This window comes from Pseudomonas moorei (assembly GCF_042846945.1).
GTDB lineage: Bacteria > Pseudomonadota > Gammaproteobacteria > Pseudomonadales > Pseudomonadaceae > Aquipseudomonas > Aquipseudomonas moorei.
Map to the genome: position 1 here is coordinate 3,859,857 of NZ_AP035776.1, position 18,677 is coordinate 3,878,533.

An 18,677-nucleotide genomic window follows, 5' to 3' on the forward strand; every position below is an offset into this window, starting at 1 on the left:
CATGTGAGTCGTCACTGCGCCAAGAGGGGGCTATGTTTTCAGTGTTTTCTAAACCACTTGATCAAAGATCATCGGGCCGGAGTGGGTTTTGCCCCAACACATTTTTTTGGATTAAACACTGGACACTCTCCCGCGGTTAAACAGCCACAACCGATGCAGCCTTCCAGGCTCGTCGACCAGCATGGTTAATTGGCCGTTACATCACGCGTTGAAAAATAAAACGTGAGAAACCACAGAATCAGGGCGGTAGCGCTGATCAAGGCGCCCAGCAGGCTTACCGCCATCCAGCCCCATAGCGCATAAACCTGGGTCGCGGCGGCGGCTCCCATCGCGCTACCGACCGAGTAGAAGCACATGTAGGCGCCGACCATGCGACTTTGGGCGTCGGGTCGTGCAGCAAAAATCAGGCTCTGGTTGGTGACGTGAACCGCTTGCACCGCGAAGTCGAGCAACACGACGCCGCAGACCAGTGCGATCAGGGACGTCTGGGCAAACGTAATGGGCAACCAGGACAGCGTCAGGAGCCCCAGCGAAATACCGGTCACTCGTTGCCCCAGGCCTTGGTCGGCCCAGCGACCGGCTCTACTGGCCGCAAGGGCACCGGCGACGCCGGCTAATCCAAACAAGCCGATTGCAGTGTGTGAAAGCGACAGCGGCGGGGCGCTCAACGGCAACACCATGGATGTCCACAGCACGGAAAAAGCGGCAAAGATCAGCAAGGCCAGAAGGCCCCTGATGCGTAAAGTGCGTTCGGTGATGAACAGTTTGAAGAGTGAACGCATGAGCGCCAGGTAGGTGTCCTGGTGCTTTGGCGGCGCAGTGAAAGGCGCCACTTTCCACAGCACCGCCGCGATGGTCAGCATCAATCCCGAGGACACGAAGTAAACGGCGCGCCAGCCCGCCATATCCGCAATCAGGCCGGAGGTAAACCGCGCCAGAAGAATGCCCAGGACAATTCCACTGGTTACCGTCCCGACTGCCTGCCCGCGTTGTGAGGGGGTTGCCAGCACGGCGGCGTAGGCCACCATTACCTGAACGACCACTGCCAACAGGCCCATCATGATCATGGCAGCCAACAGGGCCAGCCATTGCTGTGCAGCACCGACCGCCGCGAGCGCCACCGCCGACAGCAGTACCTGCGTCAGAATCAGCCTTTTACGGTTTACCAAATCGCCCAGCGGGACTATGAACAGCAACCCCAACGCGTAACCGACTTGAGTGGCCGTCACCACGACTCCGATCATCGATGAGGCCACGTTCAGGCTCCGGGCCATGGAGTCGAGTAACGGTTGTGCGAAGTAAACGTTGGCGACTGCCAGTGCGCAGGTGACAGAAAACAATAACGTGAGCGACGGCGAAAGCCCTGGATACCGGTCGGACCTGCTGCTGTCGCCGGTATCCGAAGGCGGCAATCGCGCAGGCTGTGTGGAGAACCGTTTGGTGGCTGAGTCGGCATCTGCTGTCATGTACACCTCCATGGCGTTAAACTGGTTTCAATTAAAAACTGGATTCCATTGTTGCGGCATCTGGTTTTTAATTGCAACCACATTGTTCAAGGTCAATAAGATGGAAGAAGACGTCTCACCACAGAGCAACGAATGCCCGGTAGCCAGAGCACTGGAGGCCATCGGGGATCGTTGGTCGCTCATGATCATCCGCGACGCTTTTGATGACATTCGCCGCTTCAGCGAATTTCAAAAGAGCCTGGGCGTGGCCAAAAATATCCTGGCATCGAGACTCAAGACGTTGGTTGAGGTCGGGGTTTTCGATGTGCGACCGGCGTCCGATGGCAGCGCCTACAAGGAGTACGTCCTTACGGAAAAAGGACGGGAAATCTTTCCGGTGGTGGTCAGCCTGCGGCAATGGGGCGAACGTTACCTGTTCAAGCCGCAGGAGACGCGTTCGGTGTTGATGGACAACCAGTCCGGCCAGCCTCTGATGCCGATAGATGTCCGCTCAGCAAACGGTCAGAAGCTGGGCCCGTCTGACTGCCACAGAGTGAGACGGGTGGGCGGCGAGTCGTGAATCGACAGCCGACCCGCCTCCCACTGATCGTCAGGCAAATCGAGCTTCATTTGACCTGATTCGATGGATAAAGACCGGCAAGCCGCGCAATCACGACGCCCACGTAAAAAACGCCTGAAAACTCTTCGACCATCACCAGTGAACGAGCGTGGTTGGTCAATGGGAGGACATCTCCGTAACCGGTGGTCGTGAGCGTCGTGAAGCTGAAATAGATCAGTTTGAAGAACGTACCGGGCTGCATGAAGTCGAGGCGGCCAGGGCCGAATGAGCCCGCGCTGGATATCTCGACCAGGGCATAGATGAAGGACCAGACGAAGGCCAGCATGATGTAACCCGCAAGCGCGCCATGCAGCTTGTCGGCGGTTATGGGCCCGCGCCTGAGAACATAGCGAATCACGCTGCTGAACGAGACGGTAAGAGACACCGTATAAGCGATCCCGGCAAGATCAAGAATCTTGATGCTTTCAGTCCACAACGCTGCCCATAGAAGACCGACCCCAAGCAACGCCAGGCCCAGTTTGAGGATGACTCCCCGCCGAGTCTGCCCGGCCGCGAAGGCACCCACGAGCAGCACGATTGAAGACACAATGCCGAGCAACGTGCGCGCAAATATGCCCTCCTCAAGAAAGGGAAACAGCAGGATCAATCCCAGTAAGAGCAGCAATAGATAGGTGCAGGGCCCTTGCCCTATCAGCAACTGAGCCAGGTCCGCGTCGGTTTCGGCTTTATCCTGCGAATCTGTCATACCGGTTTCCCCGAGAGGTCATGACCCATGGTGGATTCTAGCTACGGCTACCTTTCAGCGCTTTGAGGTTTCAGATCCCATGCCTTGAGTTTTTTTGCAGCGGTTCCGAAAGGCCCCAGTTGGTAAACGGCCGCGCCGACGGGTGAGAAGACAAATGGCTGGAATGGCTCGGCATTCATTTTGTCGAGATAGTCACGTGGCGCAACTCCCGTGCTCACATGGGGATTGAAATGCTCGCCAGACATTTTCGGGACGAATGTCGATACGTACTGGATGAGCGCCGCGTCATTGCCGGGATCGTCGTGCGCCGCGGTGAACGCTTCAATCGGTCCGGTTTCTGCGGTGAAAGGCTCAACCGCGGCAATGATGTCCTCTTGCAGCTTGATGATTTCCGGCGTTGGCCTCGCGCAAATGCCGGCGACCCCGAGCGCTCCAGCGGGCGCGTAATAGTATTTGAACGCCTCCAGTTTCATGGCGCTCACATGGGCGCTCAGGAGAACCTTTTCCGCAGCGGCATAGACCTTGTCCAGATCCTCCGTGCGGACGAAACGCTGAACCAGCGTGATGTGCGGCCGGTGTTCGGCATCCAGGGCGAAACCTTTCGGAAACACGGCGAGCAGTCGGGCGTTATTGGCGTCGGAGTGCTTGAGCATCGTGCTGTCGGGCTCCAGGAGGATGTCGATGGCGGTGACCCCGGACGGCGCGCCGATCGCGGTAAACGCCAGCATACAAGTCACCAGGGCGGCCAGAATCGTTTGTACACCCAGGTTTTTCATCGGTGCGGCTCTCAAGATAGAGGCCGCGCCCAGTGATCAAGGGGCGGCTCCGGAAGGAAGGGGAGCGGCAGCCTGGATCAGGCTGCCGCGGTATCACTAGTTAGGCATGGGTATGGTGATGCCTTCCTTCTCCAGGTCCTCCCGTACCGACTGGAATTTCTGGTACTTGGAAATTTCGATCGGGCCGTCATAACCCATGCTTTGAAGTTTGCGTGGTGGATATTGAACATAGGTTTTCATCAGTTTCGTAATTGCTGTGCTGATAGGCACCATAGTCCAGGTGCGCTCAGTGTAGTTGTTCATGAAAATGTCGTAGCGCTCCTGAGGATCCTGCAGCAGGTCAAACACCTGCGGCACCGTCGCCACGTATTTGGTCGGGCCTTTCCAGCCCTGGTTGGTGTCGACGGCCAGCCCGCCTGTCACGGCGCCATCGTCGCCACGCAGGTTGAACACTGCCTTGTAGTTACCGACACGCGCGGCACCGGGCGACAGTTCGTTCTCGGTGAAATAGAACCACTCTTTACGCGGGTCAGGGCCGGTGCCGAGCAGCACCGGGGTCATATCGTAACTGTCGAAGATGATCGGTTTACCTTCGCGGTCTTTCTCCGGCAGCTTGACGCCGGCCACAGAAGCGAAGGTCGCCATCAAATCGAGGCCACCGATGATGTCGTGATTTTTGACGTTCGGTTTGATTTTTCCCGGCCAGGCCATAATGGCCGGAACCCGGTTTCCACCCTCGCGCACCGTACCCTTGGTTCCACGGAAAGGCGTGTAGCCAGCGTCCGGGTACACATCCTGCCACGCACCGTTATCGGTCGTGTAAACCACCAGGGTGTTTTTATCCAGTCCCAGTGCCTTCAGCTTGTCCATGATGCGGCCGATGCGGGTATCGAGCTCAACCACGGAGTCGGCGTATTTCGACTTGGAGATCGACTTGTGAACGAACTCCGGTGCCGGCATGTTCGGCTGGTGCACCTTCATGAAGTTGACGTTGATGAAGAAGGGTTTATTGGATTTGGCCGCGGTGTCGAGAAACTCCATCGTGGCTTTTTCCACATAGTTGTCGAAGAACGGAATGCCAACCACACCGGGTTTGCCATCTACAACCGGTGTGTCGACGTACTGACCGTTGATCTTGAACTCCTCTACCGCTTTTTCACCGGCTTTTCCCGACAGTGCGCCCCGTGTCACTTTGGCAAACATCGCGCGGGTTTCATCATCCATGTCCGGGAACCATGTAGGGTCCGCGTAGGTGTAGGCGTTCAGGTGATACAGGCCGACGTATTTCATCACGTCGTAACCTTGAGCATTGGGCAGGGCGTAATCATCTTCGCCCAAGTGCCACTTGCCGGTGAAATAGGTGTCGTAACCACCGGTTTTGAGTACCGAGGCCAGTGTCCATTCCGCCGCCGGCAAGCCACCACCCTGACCCTGAAAGGCCACCGTGGTCATGCCGCTGCGGTTGGGGATGCGCCCGGTTTGCATGGCGGCCCGGCCTGGTGTGCAACTGGGTTGCGCGTAGAAGGAGAAGAAGGTGGTTCCCTCGGCGGCGAGTTCATCAATGTTGGGCGTCGGCATGCCTCGACCTACACCCCCGCCATAAGGGCCCAGGTCACCGTAGCCGGTATCGTCGGAGACGATGAACAGGATGTTTGGTTTTTCGTTTTGTGCGGCCTGGGCAAAGCCATTCAGTGCCATCAGCAACGAACACATAACGTAAAATCCAGGGCGATGTAGATGCCTTTTCATGTCTGGTTTCCTTTCTCAAAAGTCGATCCTTTGCTCACCCAACAATGCGATGAGTGCAAGCCAAGGACCCTGCGAGGGACCACCCAATCAACAGCCTGGACAGTTCTGGAGACTCGCTAACGTCGAAATAGAAATTCCCGCACACTATTCAGGGTTAACGTCGAAGCCTAGTACGAATGGAATCTTCTGGTATGGCGTTTTGGAGTCATTCGTCGACTTTGTCGCTCACCGTTCGCTCTGCTTGAACGTTGGGGCGTGTTGGAAGCCGTTTGTCAGTGACCGCTGTTGGCTGCTTCCTGGCGCCCTGTATCGCTACTTGCCATCGATTCAACCAAGCCACAAATCAGCTAACCACTCCGATCAGGCCGCCCAGCGCAGCCCGGCGACACTCAACAGGATCGAACCGATCCAGAAAAATCGCCAGAACGACACTCCGTCACCCAGCCAATACATGCCAACGATGGCTGTGCCGGCAGCGCCAATGCCGGTCCAGACGGCATAGGCGGTGCCTACCGGCAGAACCCGCAATGCCATCGTCAATAAATACAAACTACCAGCCAGCACCACGAAGGTTGCGCCGAGCAGCCAGGGCCGTTCCAGGCCATTTGCGGATTTCAAGCCGATGGCAAAGGCGATTTCCAGGAATCCGGCGGCGATCAAGAGTAACCAGGAAGAGGTGTAAGTCATTCGACAAGACCTGTGGTGGCAAAAAAAAGCGAGCCGATGAAGGCTCGCCAAAGGGAGGTAAACGTTAGTTGGCCAACAATTTGCCCTTGAACAGACTGGCCAGGGTTTTCACGGTCAGCACGCTCAGTGCCGCAGTGAGGAACAGCAGGATCGCAGCCGCGATGACCATCAGTGCGGTGTTGTCCTGGGCATGGGCATATTTCAGTGCCGCATTGCTCAGGGCCGCGATGGGAAAGCTGATGGCCCACCACGAAGGGGCAAAGGGCACATCGCGACGGAACACTTTGAAGCTCAACACCACGAACAGGAACAACCCGAAGTAGAACAACACACTGGCAAACCGGTCGATCTCGCCGAACACGTTGGTGTACGCCAGGAAGCCGACTTCAAAGGGCGCAATCAGCACCATCAGCGAAGGCACCATGCCTTTGGCCAGGGCGGCTTGATGCACCAGCCGCGAAAAGATCCGGGTGTAGAAAACCAGTGCCAGCACCACACCCACGGCGAGGGCAAACAGGTTGAACTCCGCAGCCCAGGCCATGGGCATGTGCGCACCGGTTACGGCGATGTCGAGGGTGGCAACGCCAGGGATCAGCCAGGCGGGTACCGCATTCGATGGATCCTGGCCACCCGACAACAAGCGTGAAGCCACCAGGCCGGCGAGGAACACAGTCAATACGCTGCCCAGTATCCACAATGCCTGTCCGAGCCATTGGCTGTGGGGTGCTGCTACGGCGGAAAGCAGGAGCAGTGCGATGGTAACGGTGCCGAAAAAGTTGCTGGCGATGGGGTGATTGAATTCGGCCCGTACCGCTTCAGGGTGCTTCCACCACTTGGTCAGGTAACCCAGGGTCAGCAGCACGAATGCAAGGCCGGCAAACGCACCAATCGCTTCACCCAACAGGCCACCAACGCCGTAGAACTGACCACTCAAGCGCCACGCCAGACCCAGGCCTGCCAGGCCCATGACTGAACCGAACAGATTGATGGGCAGGTTTTTGATGGATGTCGTGCCACGCGTGACCGATTGAGTTGCAGCGATGGTAGGGGTGTATGCAGTGTTCATGGCAGTCTCCCGTTTGACTGAATTTGCTGTTGGAGCTATTTTCAGCCAAACAGGTTGTGGCTGAAATAGTCGCATAGCGACGTATTCAGCCAATGATTCGACGAGGACAGACATCATGCGCATCACCCTGCTGGCATTCCCTCGTGTACAGCTGCTGGACGTGGTGGGCCCAGCAGATGTCTTCGCCGAGGCGGCTAAACAGCTGGGCAATCCACGGGCCTACCGGGTCGAAGTGATCGGCACCCACAAAGGGGTGATCAAGGGCTCCAGCGGTTTGAAGCTCAGCATCGACGAGACATTCGAAACCTATAAAGGCAGGATCGACACCTTGCTTGTGGCCGGCAGCCCGCACATCGAGGAAATCGCCTTGAACCCCGAGTTGCAGCAATGGCTGTGCCGGCAGGCGAAAGCCGTGCGGCGTATCGGCTCGGTCTGTAGCGGTGCTTTCCTGCTGGCCGCCGCTGGCCTGCTCGATGGACGCCATGTCACGACGCACTGGAATTCCAGCGCGAAACTTGCCAGGGAACACCCGCAAACCCACGTCGACCCCGACAGCATTTTCATCAAGGACGGCAATGTCTACACCTCGGCGGGTGTCACCGCCGGCATGGACCTGGCGCTGGCACTGGTGGAAGAGGATCACGGCAGGGAGCTGGCGCTGAGCGTCGCCCGTGAGATGGTGATGTTCTTCAAGCGACCTGGCGGCCAATCGCAATTCAGTGCGCAACTGGCCGCGCAAACCGCCGAGCGCAGTGTCATCCGAAATGTGCAGGACTACGTTGTCGAACACCTGAAGGCCGACTTGAGCGTGCCCACCCTGGCCGCACGCACCGGCATGAGCGAGCGCAACTTTGCTCGCACCTTCAAGGCTGAAACCGGCTCGACGCCGGCCGAGTTCGTCGAGCTGGCCCGCATCGATGCGGCCAGACGGATGATCGAGGATTCGGATGTGTCACTCAAACGTCTGGCCGATAACGTGGGCTATGCCAATACGGACGGATTCAGAAGGGCGTTCATGCGGCGTCTCGGGGTCGGACCGAGTGATTATCGAAAGCGCTTTTCATCCGGCACTCAAGCGCCGTGACAAGCCACTATGACCATCAGCGCGAGAAAACAGGCCAGCTGAATGCTGAAGAAGGTAAACCGCACCGCCACGAACCTGTTGGTCTGCACATGGGACACGTGCACCAGAGACTGAAACACGCGGGCGATCAGGACGAGTATGGACAAGCCGTTCACCGCCGGGCCGTTGATACCCAGGGCTGAAATCACGAACACAATCACGGCAAAGACGGGCAGGTTTTCCACACAGTTGGCGTGTGCCCTTGTCCCGCGTCGATACCAATCCTGGCCTTCGAGCTGATCGCTGCGGAAGGAGGCGATGGGAACATTCGAGAACAGGATGGCGACCCAGCGATACACCCCGACGGTTGCCATCAACAGCAGCAACGTCCAGGCCGCAAAGCCGAGCAGCATCCACATCGGTATCGTCATGGCCGCCATCCTCAGTGGGTCATTTTCAGCGCATCAGCCCGCCGCCCGTGACCGGCGGGCTGCCGGCCGCGCGCGGTCGATCAATGGCTCATGATGGGGGCCAGGGCGGCCTGGATCCTGGCCATCTGTGCCGGCGTTGTCATGTGCGTCAGCAGCCGGCCGAAGTGCGGGTGCTGCACGCCAGAGATGATGTATTGCCAGCGATAGGCGCTCAGCATGCAGGCTTTGATTTGCGCTGTCTGATCGTCACTGAGCGATCGTGAAAGCTGTCCAGTGAAGTAGTCGGCGTCGGCTGCCGATTGTGCCTGCAGGATTGCGTCGACAGCCGCCACCAGCGCAATCAGATCGTTCACTGCCTGGTCACATTCGGCCGGGGAGAGCTTCGCGTGCTCGGCCTTCCATTCCAGTTCATCGAGTACCACGTGCCGGCTTTCATCCATCCAGTGAAACTTGAAGACGTCCTTGAACAGCGGGCACAACTCCTCGCGCGGGGCGATGCTTTGCGCGTAGTGGGTTTGAACGAACAGCTCGATATGACAGGTCAGCGCCAGCACCGACCAGGTGCTGGCCGCCAGTACCGCGCGCGCCACTTCGTTGGGATCGGCCACTTGACGATACCCGGCAGGCAATTGCGAACCCATCATCGTTTCGATGCGCCGGAACAGCTCCTGGTGCTTGATTTCGTCGTTGGAAAAACGCACCAGCGCTTCGAGTGCCAACTGATCGTCAAAGACATGGGCGCGACCTTGATCGAGCATTTTGGCGCTGATAAAGCGTTCGACCAGGCCAAACAGGTACGCATAGGTTCGGCCCTGAATCTGGCTGAGCAGGCGCGCCTCGTCCGCGGCGAGAAAGGTCAGGCGGTCGACCCGTGACAGCCCGTCGGGCAAGAATTTGCGCGAAAAGTCGAAACGCCGGTCCTGCAGCAAATCGCGATCGATCTGCCATTCGGCTTTTTTCGATGACTTGACCATTTGCGCATAACGGGCGGCGTTGCCCGACTCTGCGCCGGGTAGGGTAGCGACGGTATTCATACAGATCTCCTGCTGCCATCGTCGAATTGGAATGGGGCAAAACGGTTGCTCACGCAGCTCGTGATCAAGGGTGAAACACCTGGGGGATCGTCTCGATCACTGAGTCCGCGTTGGTGCTAATCTAGGCCTCGCGGTCCAGGCGGTTAATGATCAGTCCGCCTGATTACTTGCTCGGGACTCCGGAAAGGAGGGCAGGCAATTGCTGGATGCGTTTTCTGATGTCTTGCGTGTGATTCGCCTGTCTGGCGGGGTCTTCCTCGAGTCGGAATTCACGGCGCCCTGGTGCATCAACGGCCGAATCTCTGCCGACGCCTGCAAGCCGTTCCTGGCGGCACCTCGACATATCATTGCTTCGCACTTTGTCGTTTCGGGGCACATGCAATTGCGGATCGACGGTGATGACACCATCGACGTGCGGGCAGGCGAACTCATTCTGCTGGCGCGCAATGATGCTCATACCTTTGGCAGTGACCTGAGCATGGCACCCATGCCTGCGGGCGAAATCATTCAACCGCCAGATGCCGGCAGCATTTCTCGAATCAAGTACGGTGGTGGCGGCGAGGCGACGCAATTGTTATGCGGATTCCTCGGTTCCGAAACAGCCTTCAGCCCGCTGCTTTCGTCGCTGCCATCCTTGTTGAAACTGGACCTGCGCGCGACGGCTTCCGGCGCCTGGATCGAAAGTTCATTCCGTTTTGCCGTCAGTGAGATCGCGGCAGGGCGCGTCGGCTCGACAACGGTCATTGCCAAACTATCGGAATTGCTGTTCGTCGAAGCCGTCAGCCAGTATGTCGCGAGCCTCCCGGCCGAGCGGCGCGGGTGGCTGGCGGGTTTGCGCGATCCGCATATCGGGCGTGCACTGGCGCTGCTCCATGCGCGTCCGGTCGAGGGCTGGACGGCAGAAGCGCTGGCCCTGGAAGTGGGCATGTCGCGCTCGGTATTCGCGGAGCGCTTCACGGCATTGGTCGGACAGCCGCCGATGCAATATCTGACCCTCTGGCGGATGCACCTGGCGGCGCAACAGCTGCGCGAAGGTCACGGTAATGTGGCGCAAATCGGCTTTGCCGTTGGCTACGAATCCGAAGCCGCGTTCAGTCGCGCCTTCAAACGCCAGTTCGGCACATCCCCCGGTACCTGGCGCAAGCAATCAGCCTGAACAGACGAAGATCACCCCTGCGGGGCAGTCTCGCCACTCAGGCAAACACCGCAACGGCATCACTTTTTCGCAGGTTTACGGCTGGCAGGGGTGTGCAGGTACGACATGACGCTTTCAGTCAGTTCGGTTGCCAGTTTGACCGCTTCTTTATTGCGCGCCATCACCCCGGCGACCAGGCCTTCGATCAGGGCCAGCACGGCGATGTTGGAACTGGTCAGCACCGGGTGATCGCAAGGCGCAAACAACGTGTGCTCGGCAATGCCGGTGAGCGGCGAGGCAGGTGAGTCGGTAATGGCCAGCACCGACGCGCCACGTTCATTGGCGAAGCGTGCCAGTTGCAAAGTGTCGATGGAGTAGCGCGGCAGGGAGATCGCCAGCAACACGTCCTGTTCATCGATCGCGGCCAGTCGGTACGCGGCATTTTCGTTGCCACCTTCCATGCTGATGGCCGTGGCGTCGGCACAGAAGGGCATCAGGGTCGAGGCGGCGAGGCCGGCGAAGTAAACACTGTTGCCGAAGCCCAGGATGTAGATTTTGCGCGCTGTGGTCAGGCGCGTGATGAAGGCTTCGAAGGTGTCGGCGTGGTTGTTGGACGCCGCCGTGGCCAGGTTGCTGCCGGCGCTCTGGAGTTGTTCGTGCAGGCCAAATACGCCGCTCGGGCGAAGGGCCAGTTCGTTGCGCAGTTTGTCGACCGGCGACACCATCTGCTGCAAGGTGGTGACCAGTTCGGCTTTCATTCCGCTGTAGCCACCGAGGTTCAGTGCCTTGGCCAGGCGGTTGACGGCAGCCGGTGAGGTCAATGTTTCGTGGGCCATTTCCTCGATGGTCAAGGTCGCGGCTTTGAGTGGGTGACGCAGGATGAAGTCCGCCACCTTGCGTAATGACGGCGGCAGCTCGGAAACGATTTCCGTCAGCTTGCGCATGACCGGCGCGGCATAGACCGTGGTGTCTTTCGATGGGGTGGGCATATCCGGCTCAACGGTTCCTGAAGGTGGGAGAAGGGCTGTGCCTGATGCCCTGACAAGGTTGGCTTGAGTGTATCCGAAGCAAACCCTGTCGGGGCAGCGCCGATCAGTGGGTGGGCGCCGGCCTTACTTCAAACTCCCGGCCAGAAACTGCTGGAGGCGTTCGGACTGCGGGTTGACCAGCACTTCACGAGGATCGCCGCGTTCCTCGACAACGCCCTTGTGCAGGAACACCAACTGGTTCGAAACCTCACGGGCAAAGCCCATTTCGTGCGTCACCACCACCATGGTGCGGCCTTCCTGCGCCAGGTCCTGCATGACTTTAAGCACTTCGCCCACCAGTTCGGGGTCGAGGGCCGAGGTCGGCTCATCGAACAACATCACTTGCGGTTCCATCGCCAGTGCGCGGGCAATGGCCACGCGCTGCTGCTCGCCACCGGACATATGCGCCGGCCAGGCGTTGCTGCGGTGGGCCACGCCGACTTTGTTCAGGTAGTGCTCGGCCTTTTCCCGTGCCTCTTTCTTGCCCAGGCCGAGCACGTGCACCGGGGCTTCCATGACGTTTTCCAGGGCGCTCATGTGTGACCACAGGTTGAAGTGTTGAAACACCATCGACAGCCGGGAACGCATGCGTTGCAATTGCCTGGGTTCGGCCGCCTTGAGGCCGCCGAGCTTGTTGGTCACCAGTTTCAGCGGTTCGCCATCGAGCACAATGTTGCCGGCGTCGGGTTGCTCCAGCAGGTTGATGCAGCGCAGGAAGGTGCTTTTTCCCGAGCCGCTGGAGCCGATGATGCTGGTCACGTCTCCGGCCCGGGCTTGCAGGGACACACCCTTGAGCACCTGGTGGGCGCCGTAGCTTTTGTGCAGGTCCTGAATTTCAAGTTTGTACATGGTTGGAACTCTCTGGCATCAGTCGCTGAGCAAGCGGCCTTGGCGAATAGGGGTGGAACCGGCGACCTTGGCCAGCCACAAACCGGGCTGGGCAAAACGCAGGCGCTCGCGGGCATAGAGGATGCCGTCGGTGCTGGCACGCACCACGCTATGGCGGTCGTTCAGCGGATCGATGACTTCGAACAGTGGATCGCCGACCTTGACCCGCGCGCCCAGCGGTTGCAGGAAACTCACCACGCCCGGATGTGGCGCGTAGGCGTACTGCGCGCCGGCGAAGGGCATCGCCTCACACCGGGACGGTGGCGCTGCGGGCCATTCACCACTGATCAGGCCGTGCTCGGCGAGATAACCGAGAATGGCCTCGGCATTCTCGACGCATTGCTCGCGTTCGGTGTCCGCCATGCCACGCAATTCAATAGTGGTGGCGGCACACGCCAGGGGAATGTTGGCATCAGGAAACCGTTCGCTCAGGCGTAACCACGGAATCGCGCACGCCTCGTCGAAAGCATTGCCACCCGCACCCTCGGCCAGCAGCGTGACCCCGGCTCCCAGCCGCGCAGCCAGTGACTGCAAGCGCGGCCAGTGTTGCGGCATGGTGTAAAGCAGCATGATCGACTCGAAATCGCAGTGCAGGTCCAGCACCACATCGGCATCACAGGCGTGTTGCAGCAACACTCGCCGCAGACCGTCGAGTTCCGAGGTCGCTGCCGGCAGGTCGTAGAGGACATCCGTCATGGCGCGGCGGATCAAGGCGACGTTGGCGTCGGCATCGTCGCCCAATCGGCCTTCGAGCAGCGGTGCAACGGCATCGACCAACTCCGGGAAGTCGCGATTGAAGTTCTTGCCGCTGGAGAACTCAAAGCGCCCCTGATGGGTGGCCTGGAACATCTGGGCGATACCGATGGGGTTGGCCATTGGCACCAGTTCGATCACCCCGGTCAGGCGGCCCTGTGCTTCCAGCTCCAGCAGGCGGCGCTTGAGTTCGACGGCGACGCGCATGCCCGGCAGTTCATCGGCATGCAGCGAGGCCTGGATGTAGGCCTTGCGCGGTCCGCTGCCGAAGCGCAACAGCGACAGCGTTCGTTCGGTGCCCGAGGCACTCCACGGCAACAGGTATTGAATGTGCTCCATAGCAGCTCCTTAGTGCTTGCGCGGTGCCAGATACGCCAGCCAGCGGCGCTCGGCCAGCTTGAACAGACGCACCAGAATGAAGGTCAGGGCGAGGTAGATAAGCCCGGCGGTGATAAACGCCTCAAAGGGCAGATAGAAACGTGAGCTGACCGTGCGGGCGGCGCCGGTGATGTCCACGAGGGTGACGATGGAAGCCAGGCTGGTGGTTTGCAGCATCATCAACACTTCGTTGCTGTATTGCGGCAATGCCCGGCGCAAGGCCGACGGCAGGAGAATGCGCCGATACAGGGTCAGGCGTGACATGCCCATGGCCCGGGCGGCTTCGATCTCGCCCTGCGGGGTGGATTTCAAACTGCCGGCCAGCAGCTCTGCGCTGTACGCGCTGGTGTTGATCGCGAAGGCCAGGCAGGCGCAAAAGGTCGCGCTGGAGAGGTAAGGCCAGAGCGCGCTTTGACGCACGGCTTCGAATTGCGCCAGGCCGTAATAGATCAGGAACAATTGCACCAGCATCGGCGTGCCGCGAATCACGTAGGTGTAGAGCCAGGCCGGGAAGTTGATCAGCGGTGAACGCGACACCCGCATCAGCGCCAGTGGGACTGCCAGGACCAGGCCCAGGGCCAGGGAAATCAGCAGGACTTTGAGGGTCAACAAGGCGCCGTTGAAATACAGCGGCAGGTTTTCCCAGATCAGGTTGTAGTCGAGCAGCATGGGCCGGTTCCCCTCACAATTCGGCGGCTTTGAAGCCGGCCGAGTAGTGTTTTTCCAGTGAGCGCAGTCCCAGCAAGGACAGGCTGGTGAGCATGAGATACAACGCCGCGACGACGATAAAAAACGTGAACGGCTCATGGGTGGCGTCTGCGGCGTTCTTGGCTTTGAACATCATGTCCTGCAAGCCGATCACCGAGATCAGGGCGGTGGATTTGGTCAGCACCAGCCAATTATTGGTGAAGCCGGGAATCGCGAAACGGATCATCTGCGGCACCTGAATCCGCCAGAACACCTGCACGCCGCTCATGCCGTAGGCCAGGCCGGCTTCGGCCTGACCCTTGGGAATTGCCATGAAGGCACCGCGAAAGGTTTCCGAGAGGTAGGCACCAAAGATGAAACCCATGGTGCAAACGCCCGCGATGAAAGGGTTGATGTCGATGTAGCGGGTGTAACCCAATCCCAATGCCATGCGGTTCACCAGATCCTGGCCGCCATAGAAGATCAGCAGGATCAACACCAGGTCAGGAATACCGCGAATCAGGGTGGTGTAGCTTTCCCCGAGCATGGCCAGCCATTTGAGCGGTGACAGGCGAAAGGCCGCGCCGATCAGGCCCAGGGCAATCGCCAGGGACATGGACGTCAAGGCCAGGTTTATGGTCAGCCAGGCGCCATCGAGAATGCTCGATCCATAGCCGTGGAGCATGATGAAATTCCTCAAGCGAGCGCCGCGAGGCGCGCAAGACATGCCCCGAAAAACGCCCGCAATGTGCAGGCGCCGGGGCTGGGGGTAAGGCTTATTCGCCGTAGATATCGAACGCGAAGTACCTGGCCATCACTTGCTGGTACTTGCCATTGGCGCGAATGGCATCAATCGCGGCGCTCAGGCGCGCAACGTTGGTGGTGTCGCCCTTGCGCACGGCGATCCCGGCGCCTCGGCCGAAGTATTTGGGGTCGTTGATGTCCGGCCCGACCAGCGCGAAGCCCTGGCCCGCCGGTGTCTTGATGAAGCTCTCGTCGGTGGCGACGATGTCGGCGAGGGTGGCGTCCAGACGGCCCGAGGCCAGGTCGAGGAATGCCTCATTCTGTGAGCCGTAACGCACCACGACGACGCCGGCTTTTTCCAGTTGCTCGGTGGCGAACCGGTCGTAGGTCGAGGAACGTTGCACGCCGACTTTCTTGCCCTTGAGGTCCACCAAAGGGTCATTGATCACATTGCCGGCCTTCATCGCGAACTTGCCCGGCGTGTGGTAGTACTTCTTGCTGAAGTCGACCGACTTCATCCGGTCTTCGGTGATCGACATCGACGACAGCACGGCATCGATCTTGCGCACTTTGAGCGACGGGATCATGCCGTCGAACTCCTGAATGACCCACTCGCATTTGACCTTCATTTCTTCGCACAGAGCGTTGCCGATGTCGTAGTCGAATCCGCTGACGTTGCCCTCTGGTGTCTTGAAGGAGAAGGGCGGGTAGGCGGCTTCGATACCGATGCGCAGGCTGTTTTCGTCGGCATGTGCCAGGAAGCTGAAAGCGCACAGCGCCAGAGCACCTAGAAGTTCTGTCTTGTTCATCTTGTTGACTCCTTGGAGGGCATTTGGGGGACGGGTGCCCGCCATCCGGGTTGGCGCGGTGGATCAGTCCTGTGATCGGCGAGGCTATAAATGACATATTAAAAATCCTAAATCAACACAACTGAAAAAAAACATATCAGTTTGAGGTGTGACAAAACCACCCCGGCGGAGCTGGCCGGGCAGTCATGGACCAGGGCGATGCTTGCCAGCGCGTAACGGTTTATCGATTTTCAAGCCCGATTCAGGAAGCCGGGGACCACCGACATTGAAGTGCTCCGACCGGAGGTCGATGTTAATAAATGTTATTTTGAAAAAATACTTCACATAATCTGTTCATTGGTGGATTATCTGACCTATTCGACTGGTGCTGATCCTGTCTGCCTAAGCCCTGTCTGCAACGCGGCCAACGTCTGCGCCTTGCAGGCGTTAATGCAGTCGCTGCTTTCCTCTGGAGTACCCCATGAATAACAAGAATGTCGGTGTTGTCGGTCTGGGCGCGATGGGGCTGGGCATTGCCCGCTCGTTGTTGCGCAGCGGTTTCAATGTGCATGCCTGTGATGTGCGTACTGCCGTAACCGAGCAGTTTGCCGGGGAGGGCGGCGTGGCGTGTCCGTCGCCGTCGCACATGGCCGCTGGGTGTGATGTGATCATTACCGTGGTGGTCAACGCCGAGCAGACCGAGACCGTATTGTTTGGTGAGGGTGGTGCCGTGGCCTCTCTGCGGCCGGGCAGCCTGGTGATCGGCTGCGCCACGGTCGCTCCGACTTACGCCGTGGATCTGGGGCAGCGTCTGGCTGCGTTGGGCTTGCTGTACCTGGATGCGCCGATTTCCGGCGGCGCGGCCAAGGCCGCCGCTGGCGAGATGACCATGATGACCTCGGGCCCGGCCGACGCCTATGCCAAGGCTGAGTCGATCCTGGCGGGCATGGCCGGCAAGGTGTATCGCCTGGGTGACGTCCACGGCCTGGGTTCAAAGGTCAAGATCATCAACCAGCTCCTCGCCGGGGTGCATATTGCCGCTTCTGCCGAAGCCATGGCGCTGGGCCTGCGTGAAGGGGTCGATGCCGACGCCTTGTATGAAGTGATCACCCACAGCGCCGGTAACTCCTGGATGTTTGAAAACCGCGTGCCGCACATTCTCAAGGCCGATTACACGCCATTGTCCGCGGTGGATATTTTCGTCAAGGACCTGGGCCTGGTGCTCGATACCGCCCGGGCCAGCAAATTCCCGCTGCCGCTGTCGGCCACCGCTCACCAGATGTTCATGCAGGCATCCAGTGCCGGTTTCGGCCGTGAGGACGACTCGGCGGTGATCAAGATTTTCCCGGGCATCGAATTGCCGACTGCCAAGCCTGAGTCCGTTTGAGGAACACCCATGACTAACTCCACCGCACGCCCGTTGCTGGGCTGCATCGCCGACGATTTCACCGGTGCCACGGACCTGGCCAATATGCTGGTACGCGGCGGCATGCGCACCGTACAAAGTATCGGCATCCCGAGCGCGGAAGTGGCCGCCGGGCTTGACGCCGATGCGATCGTCATTGCCCTGAAATCGCGTACGACGCCGGTCGCCGAAGCCGTCGAGCAATCCCTCGCGGCGCTGGCCTGGCTACGCGAGCAAGGCTGCGAGCAGATCTTTTTCAAGTATTGCTCGACGTTCGACTCCACCACGGCCGGCAATATCGGCCAGGTCAGCGAAGCGCTGCTGGCCGCACTGGGTAGCGACTTTACCCTGGCCTGCCCGGCGTTCCCGGAAAATGGCCGGACGATCTTTCGCGGTCATTTGTTTGTGCAGGATCAACTGCTCAACGAGTCGGGCATGCAGAATCACCCGCTGACGCCGATGACCGATGCCAACCTGGTTCGGGTCCTGCAATCGCAGACCCGTCTGAATGTCGGCCTGTTGCGCTACGACACCGTTGCCCGTGGCGCTGAACAGGTGCGGGCGCGCATCGCCGAGCTGAGGGCTCAAGGTGTCGGCATGGCCATCGCCGATGCGTTGTCGGACAGCGATCTGTACACCCTGGGTACCGCCTGTGCTGACTTGCCATTGTTGACCGGTGGTTCGGGGCTGGCCTTGGGGCTGCCGGAAAACTTCCGTCGTGCCGGCAAGTTGCGCGACCTCGACGCCTCGAAGCTGCCGGCCGTGCCCGGCGGGGAAGTGGTCCTGGCCGGCAGTGCTTCGATCGCCACCAATGGACAAGTGGCGGCCTGGCTTGAAGCCGGTCGTCCCGCTTTGCGGATTGACCCATTAGCCCTGGCGGCGGGTGAACCGGTGGTGGCGCAAGCCTTGAGCTTTGCCCGGGATCACGATCAAACCGTATTGATCTACGCCACCAGCTCACCGGAAGACGTCAAGTCGGTACAGCAACAACTGGGCGTCGAGCAGGCCGGTAGCCTGGTGGAAAACGCCTTTGGTGAAATTGCCCAGGGTCTGCGCCAGAGCGGCGTACGCCGTTTCGTGATCGCCGGTGGCGAAACCTCGGGTGCCGTGGTCCAGGCACTGGGTGTGCAGTTGCTGCAGATCGGCGCGCAGATTGATCCGGGTGTACCGGCGACCGTCAGCAGTACCGACGAACCTTTGGCGCTGGCACTTAAATCGGGCAACTTCGGTGGCCGCGACTTCTTCAGCAAAGCCTTGAACCAACTCGCCCAGGCCGGAGGTTCGCAATGAGTGGT

General features: G+C 59.6%; 19 protein-coding genes. 5 read left to right on the top strand and 14 right to left on the bottom strand.

Translation table 11 applies throughout. From position 1 onward, the window contains the following. Window positions 1-185 precede the first annotated feature (185 nt). On the bottom strand, window positions 186-1,466 hold the full coding sequence (locus ACGJAX_RS18275) for an MFS transporter (protein ID WP_390955618.1): 1,281 nt from the start codon (window positions 1,464-1,466) through the stop codon (window positions 186-188). 100 nt (window positions 1,467-1,566) lie between these two features. Here ACGJAX_RS18275 and ACGJAX_RS18280 point away from each other — a divergent pair, with 100 nt between their 5' ends. Beyond that, the gene (locus ACGJAX_RS18280) at window positions 1,567-2,025 is read left to right on the top strand and encodes a winged helix-turn-helix transcriptional regulator (protein WP_390959909.1); all 459 of its coding nucleotides are present in this window, start codon (window positions 1,567-1,569) and stop codon (window positions 2,023-2,025) included. Between the two features lie 46 nt (window positions 2,026-2,071). On the opposite strand, the gene ACGJAX_RS18285 is transcribed toward ACGJAX_RS18280, so the two are convergent. The 5 genes from ACGJAX_RS18285 to ACGJAX_RS18305 form a co-directional block, all read right to left on the bottom strand. Continuing rightward, complete coding sequence (locus ACGJAX_RS18285; protein ID WP_090323149.1) at window positions 2,072-2,770, bottom strand: potassium channel family protein; 699 nt, start codon at window positions 2,768-2,770, stop codon at window positions 2,072-2,074. Window positions 2,771-2,817: 47 nt separating this feature from the next. Then, window positions 2,818-3,546, bottom strand: a complete 729-nt coding sequence (locus ACGJAX_RS18290) for a hypothetical protein (protein ID WP_390955619.1) — start codon at window positions 3,544-3,546, stop codon at window positions 2,818-2,820. A gap of 96 nt (window positions 3,547-3,642) precedes the next feature. Beyond that, window positions 3,643-5,295: a sulfatase-like hydrolase/transferase gene (locus ACGJAX_RS18295; protein WP_390955620.1), complete on the bottom strand. Its 1,653-nt coding sequence runs from the start codon at window positions 5,293-5,295 to the stop codon at window positions 3,643-3,645. A 360-nt stretch (window positions 5,296-5,655) separates the two neighbouring features. Continuing rightward, window positions 5,656-5,982: an SMR family transporter gene (locus tag ACGJAX_RS18300; protein ID WP_390955621.1), complete on the bottom strand. Its 327-nt coding sequence runs from the start codon at window positions 5,980-5,982 to the stop codon at window positions 5,656-5,658. 64 nt (window positions 5,983-6,046) lie between these two features. Then, complete coding sequence (locus tag ACGJAX_RS18305) at window positions 6,047-7,048, bottom strand: SLAC1 anion channel family protein (RefSeq protein ID WP_390955622.1); 1,002 nt, start codon at window positions 7,046-7,048, stop codon at window positions 6,047-6,049. A 115-nt stretch (window positions 7,049-7,163) separates the two neighbouring features. On the opposite strand from ACGJAX_RS18305, the gene ACGJAX_RS18310 reads away from it, so the two are divergent. Further along, window positions 7,164-8,132 (top strand): DJ-1/PfpI family protein, encoded by a 969-nt coding sequence (locus ACGJAX_RS18310; protein WP_390955623.1) that lies wholly within the window; start codon window positions 7,164-7,166, stop codon window positions 8,130-8,132. Here the strand turns inward: ACGJAX_RS18310 and ACGJAX_RS18315 are convergent. Both ACGJAX_RS18315 and ACGJAX_RS18320 read right to left on the bottom strand, forming a co-directional pair. After that, on the bottom strand, window positions 8,120-8,542 hold the full coding sequence (locus ACGJAX_RS18315) for an MAPEG family protein (protein WP_390959911.1): 423 nt from the start codon (window positions 8,540-8,542) through the stop codon (window positions 8,120-8,122). The genes ACGJAX_RS18310 and ACGJAX_RS18315 overlap by 13 nt on opposite strands. Window positions 8,543-8,622: 80 nt before the next feature. Then, a complete protein-coding gene (locus ACGJAX_RS18320) occupies window positions 8,623-9,576 on the bottom strand; it encodes a hypothetical protein (RefSeq protein ID WP_390955624.1) in 954 nt (317 codons plus the stop codon). A 199-nt stretch (window positions 9,577-9,775) separates the two neighbouring features. Between ACGJAX_RS18320 and ACGJAX_RS18325 the strand changes: the two genes are divergently transcribed. Then, window positions 9,776-10,732 carry a cupin domain-containing protein gene (locus ACGJAX_RS18325; RefSeq protein WP_390955625.1) on the top strand — a complete coding sequence of 319 codons (957 nt, stop codon included), beginning with the start codon at window positions 9,776-9,778 and terminating at the stop codon, window positions 10,730-10,732. A gap of 59 nt (window positions 10,733-10,791) precedes the next feature. On the opposite strand, the gene ACGJAX_RS18330 is transcribed toward ACGJAX_RS18325, so the two are convergent. The 6 genes from ACGJAX_RS18330 to ACGJAX_RS18355 all read right to left on the bottom strand — a co-directional run bounded on the left by ACGJAX_RS18330 (window position 10,792) and on the right by ACGJAX_RS18355 (window position 15,998). Further along, window positions 10,792-11,700, bottom strand: coding sequence for a MurR/RpiR family transcriptional regulator (locus ACGJAX_RS18330; RefSeq protein ID WP_248915092.1), 909 nt, complete (start codon window positions 11,698-11,700; stop codon window positions 10,792-10,794). A 123-nt stretch (window positions 11,701-11,823) separates the two neighbouring features. Continuing rightward, entirely contained in the window at window positions 11,824-12,588 is a 765-nt protein-coding gene (locus tag ACGJAX_RS18335; protein ID WP_090323132.1) for an ABC transporter ATP-binding protein, read from the bottom strand. A gap of 18 nt (window positions 12,589-12,606) precedes the next feature. Next, window positions 12,607-13,719, bottom strand: coding sequence for a succinylglutamate desuccinylase/aspartoacylase family protein (locus tag ACGJAX_RS18340; protein WP_390955626.1), 1,113 nt, complete (start codon window positions 13,717-13,719; stop codon window positions 12,607-12,609). Between the two features lie 9 nt (window positions 13,720-13,728). Then, complete coding sequence (locus ACGJAX_RS18345) at window positions 13,729-14,427, bottom strand: ABC transporter permease (RefSeq protein ID WP_247256811.1); 699 nt, start codon at window positions 14,425-14,427, stop codon at window positions 13,729-13,731. A gap of 13 nt (window positions 14,428-14,440) precedes the next feature. Continuing rightward, complete coding sequence (locus tag ACGJAX_RS18350) at window positions 14,441-15,130, bottom strand: ABC transporter permease (RefSeq protein ID WP_247256812.1); 690 nt, start codon at window positions 15,128-15,130, stop codon at window positions 14,441-14,443. Between the two features lie 91 nt (window positions 15,131-15,221). After that, window positions 15,222-15,998, bottom strand: a complete 777-nt coding sequence (locus tag ACGJAX_RS18355; RefSeq protein WP_390955627.1) for a lysine/arginine/ornithine ABC transporter substrate-binding protein — start codon at window positions 15,996-15,998, stop codon at window positions 15,222-15,224. Window positions 15,999-16,458: 460 nt separating this feature from the next. Here ACGJAX_RS18355 and ltnD point away from each other — a divergent pair, with 460 nt between their 5' ends. Together ltnD and otnK are read left to right on the top strand one after the other, a co-directional pair. Next, on the top strand, window positions 16,459-17,364 hold the full coding sequence (gene ltnD, locus ACGJAX_RS18360; protein WP_390955628.1) for an L-threonate dehydrogenase: 906 nt from the start codon (window positions 16,459-16,461) through the stop codon (window positions 17,362-17,364). A gap of 9 nt (window positions 17,365-17,373) precedes the next feature. Beyond that, window positions 17,374-18,672, top strand: a complete 1,299-nt coding sequence (gene otnK / locus ACGJAX_RS18365; RefSeq protein WP_390955630.1) for a 3-oxo-tetronate kinase — start codon at window positions 17,374-17,376, stop codon at window positions 18,670-18,672. Window positions 18,673-18,677: the final 5 nt, after the last annotated feature.

Bases quoted from the DNA above. Each gene is read 5' to 3' on its own strand.
- ACGJAX_RS18275 (WP_390955618.1), bottom strand. From the start codon at position 1,466: ATGACAGCAGATGCCGACTCAGCCACCAAACGGTTCTCCACACAGCCT.
- ACGJAX_RS18280 (WP_390959909.1), top strand. From the start codon at position 1,567: ATGGAAGAAGACGTCTCACCACAGAGCAACGAATGCCCGGTAGCCAGA.
- ACGJAX_RS18285 (WP_090323149.1), bottom strand. From the start codon at position 2,770: ATGACAGATTCGCAGGATAAAGCCGAAACCGACGCGGACCTGGCTCAG.
- ACGJAX_RS18290 (WP_390955619.1), bottom strand. From the start codon at position 3,546: ATGAAAAACCTGGGTGTACAAACGATTCTGGCCGCCCTGGTGACTTGT.
- ACGJAX_RS18295 (WP_390955620.1), bottom strand. From the start codon at position 5,295: ATGAAAAGGCATCTACATCGCCCTGGATTTTACGTTATGTGTTCGTTG.
- ACGJAX_RS18300 (WP_390955621.1), bottom strand. From the start codon at position 5,982: ATGACTTACACCTCTTCCTGGTTACTCTTGATCGCCGCCGGATTCCTG.
- ACGJAX_RS18305 (WP_390955622.1), bottom strand. From the start codon at position 7,048: ATGAACACTGCATACACCCCTACCATCGCTGCAACTCAATCGGTCACG.
- ACGJAX_RS18310 (WP_390955623.1), top strand. From the start codon at position 7,164: ATGCGCATCACCCTGCTGGCATTCCCTCGTGTACAGCTGCTGGACGTG.
- ACGJAX_RS18315 (WP_390959911.1), bottom strand. From the start codon at position 8,542: ATGACGATACCGATGTGGATGCTGCTCGGCTTTGCGGCCTGGACGTTG.
- ACGJAX_RS18320 (WP_390955624.1), bottom strand. From the start codon at position 9,576: ATGAATACCGTCGCTACCCTACCCGGCGCAGAGTCGGGCAACGCCGCC.
- ACGJAX_RS18330 (WP_248915092.1), bottom strand. From the start codon at position 11,700: ATGCCCACCCCATCGAAAGACACCACGGTCTATGCCGCGCCGGTCATG.
- ACGJAX_RS18335 (WP_090323132.1), bottom strand. From the start codon at position 12,588: ATGTACAAACTTGAAATTCAGGACCTGCACAAAAGCTACGGCGCCCAC.
- ACGJAX_RS18340 (WP_390955626.1), bottom strand. From the start codon at position 13,719: ATGGAGCACATTCAATACCTGTTGCCGTGGAGTGCCTCGGGCACCGAA.
- ACGJAX_RS18345 (WP_247256811.1), bottom strand. From the start codon at position 14,427: ATGCTGCTCGACTACAACCTGATCTGGGAAAACCTGCCGCTGTATTTC.
- ACGJAX_RS18350 (WP_247256812.1), bottom strand. From the start codon at position 15,130: ATGCTCCACGGCTATGGATCGAGCATTCTCGATGGCGCCTGGCTGACC.
- ACGJAX_RS18355 (WP_390955627.1), bottom strand. From the start codon at position 15,998: ATGAACAAGACAGAACTTCTAGGTGCTCTGGCGCTGTGCGCTTTCAGC.
- ltnD (WP_390955628.1), top strand. From the start codon at position 16,459: ATGAATAACAAGAATGTCGGTGTTGTCGGTCTGGGCGCGATGGGGCTG.
- otnK (WP_390955630.1), top strand. From the start codon at position 17,374: ATGACTAACTCCACCGCACGCCCGTTGCTGGGCTGCATCGCCGACGAT.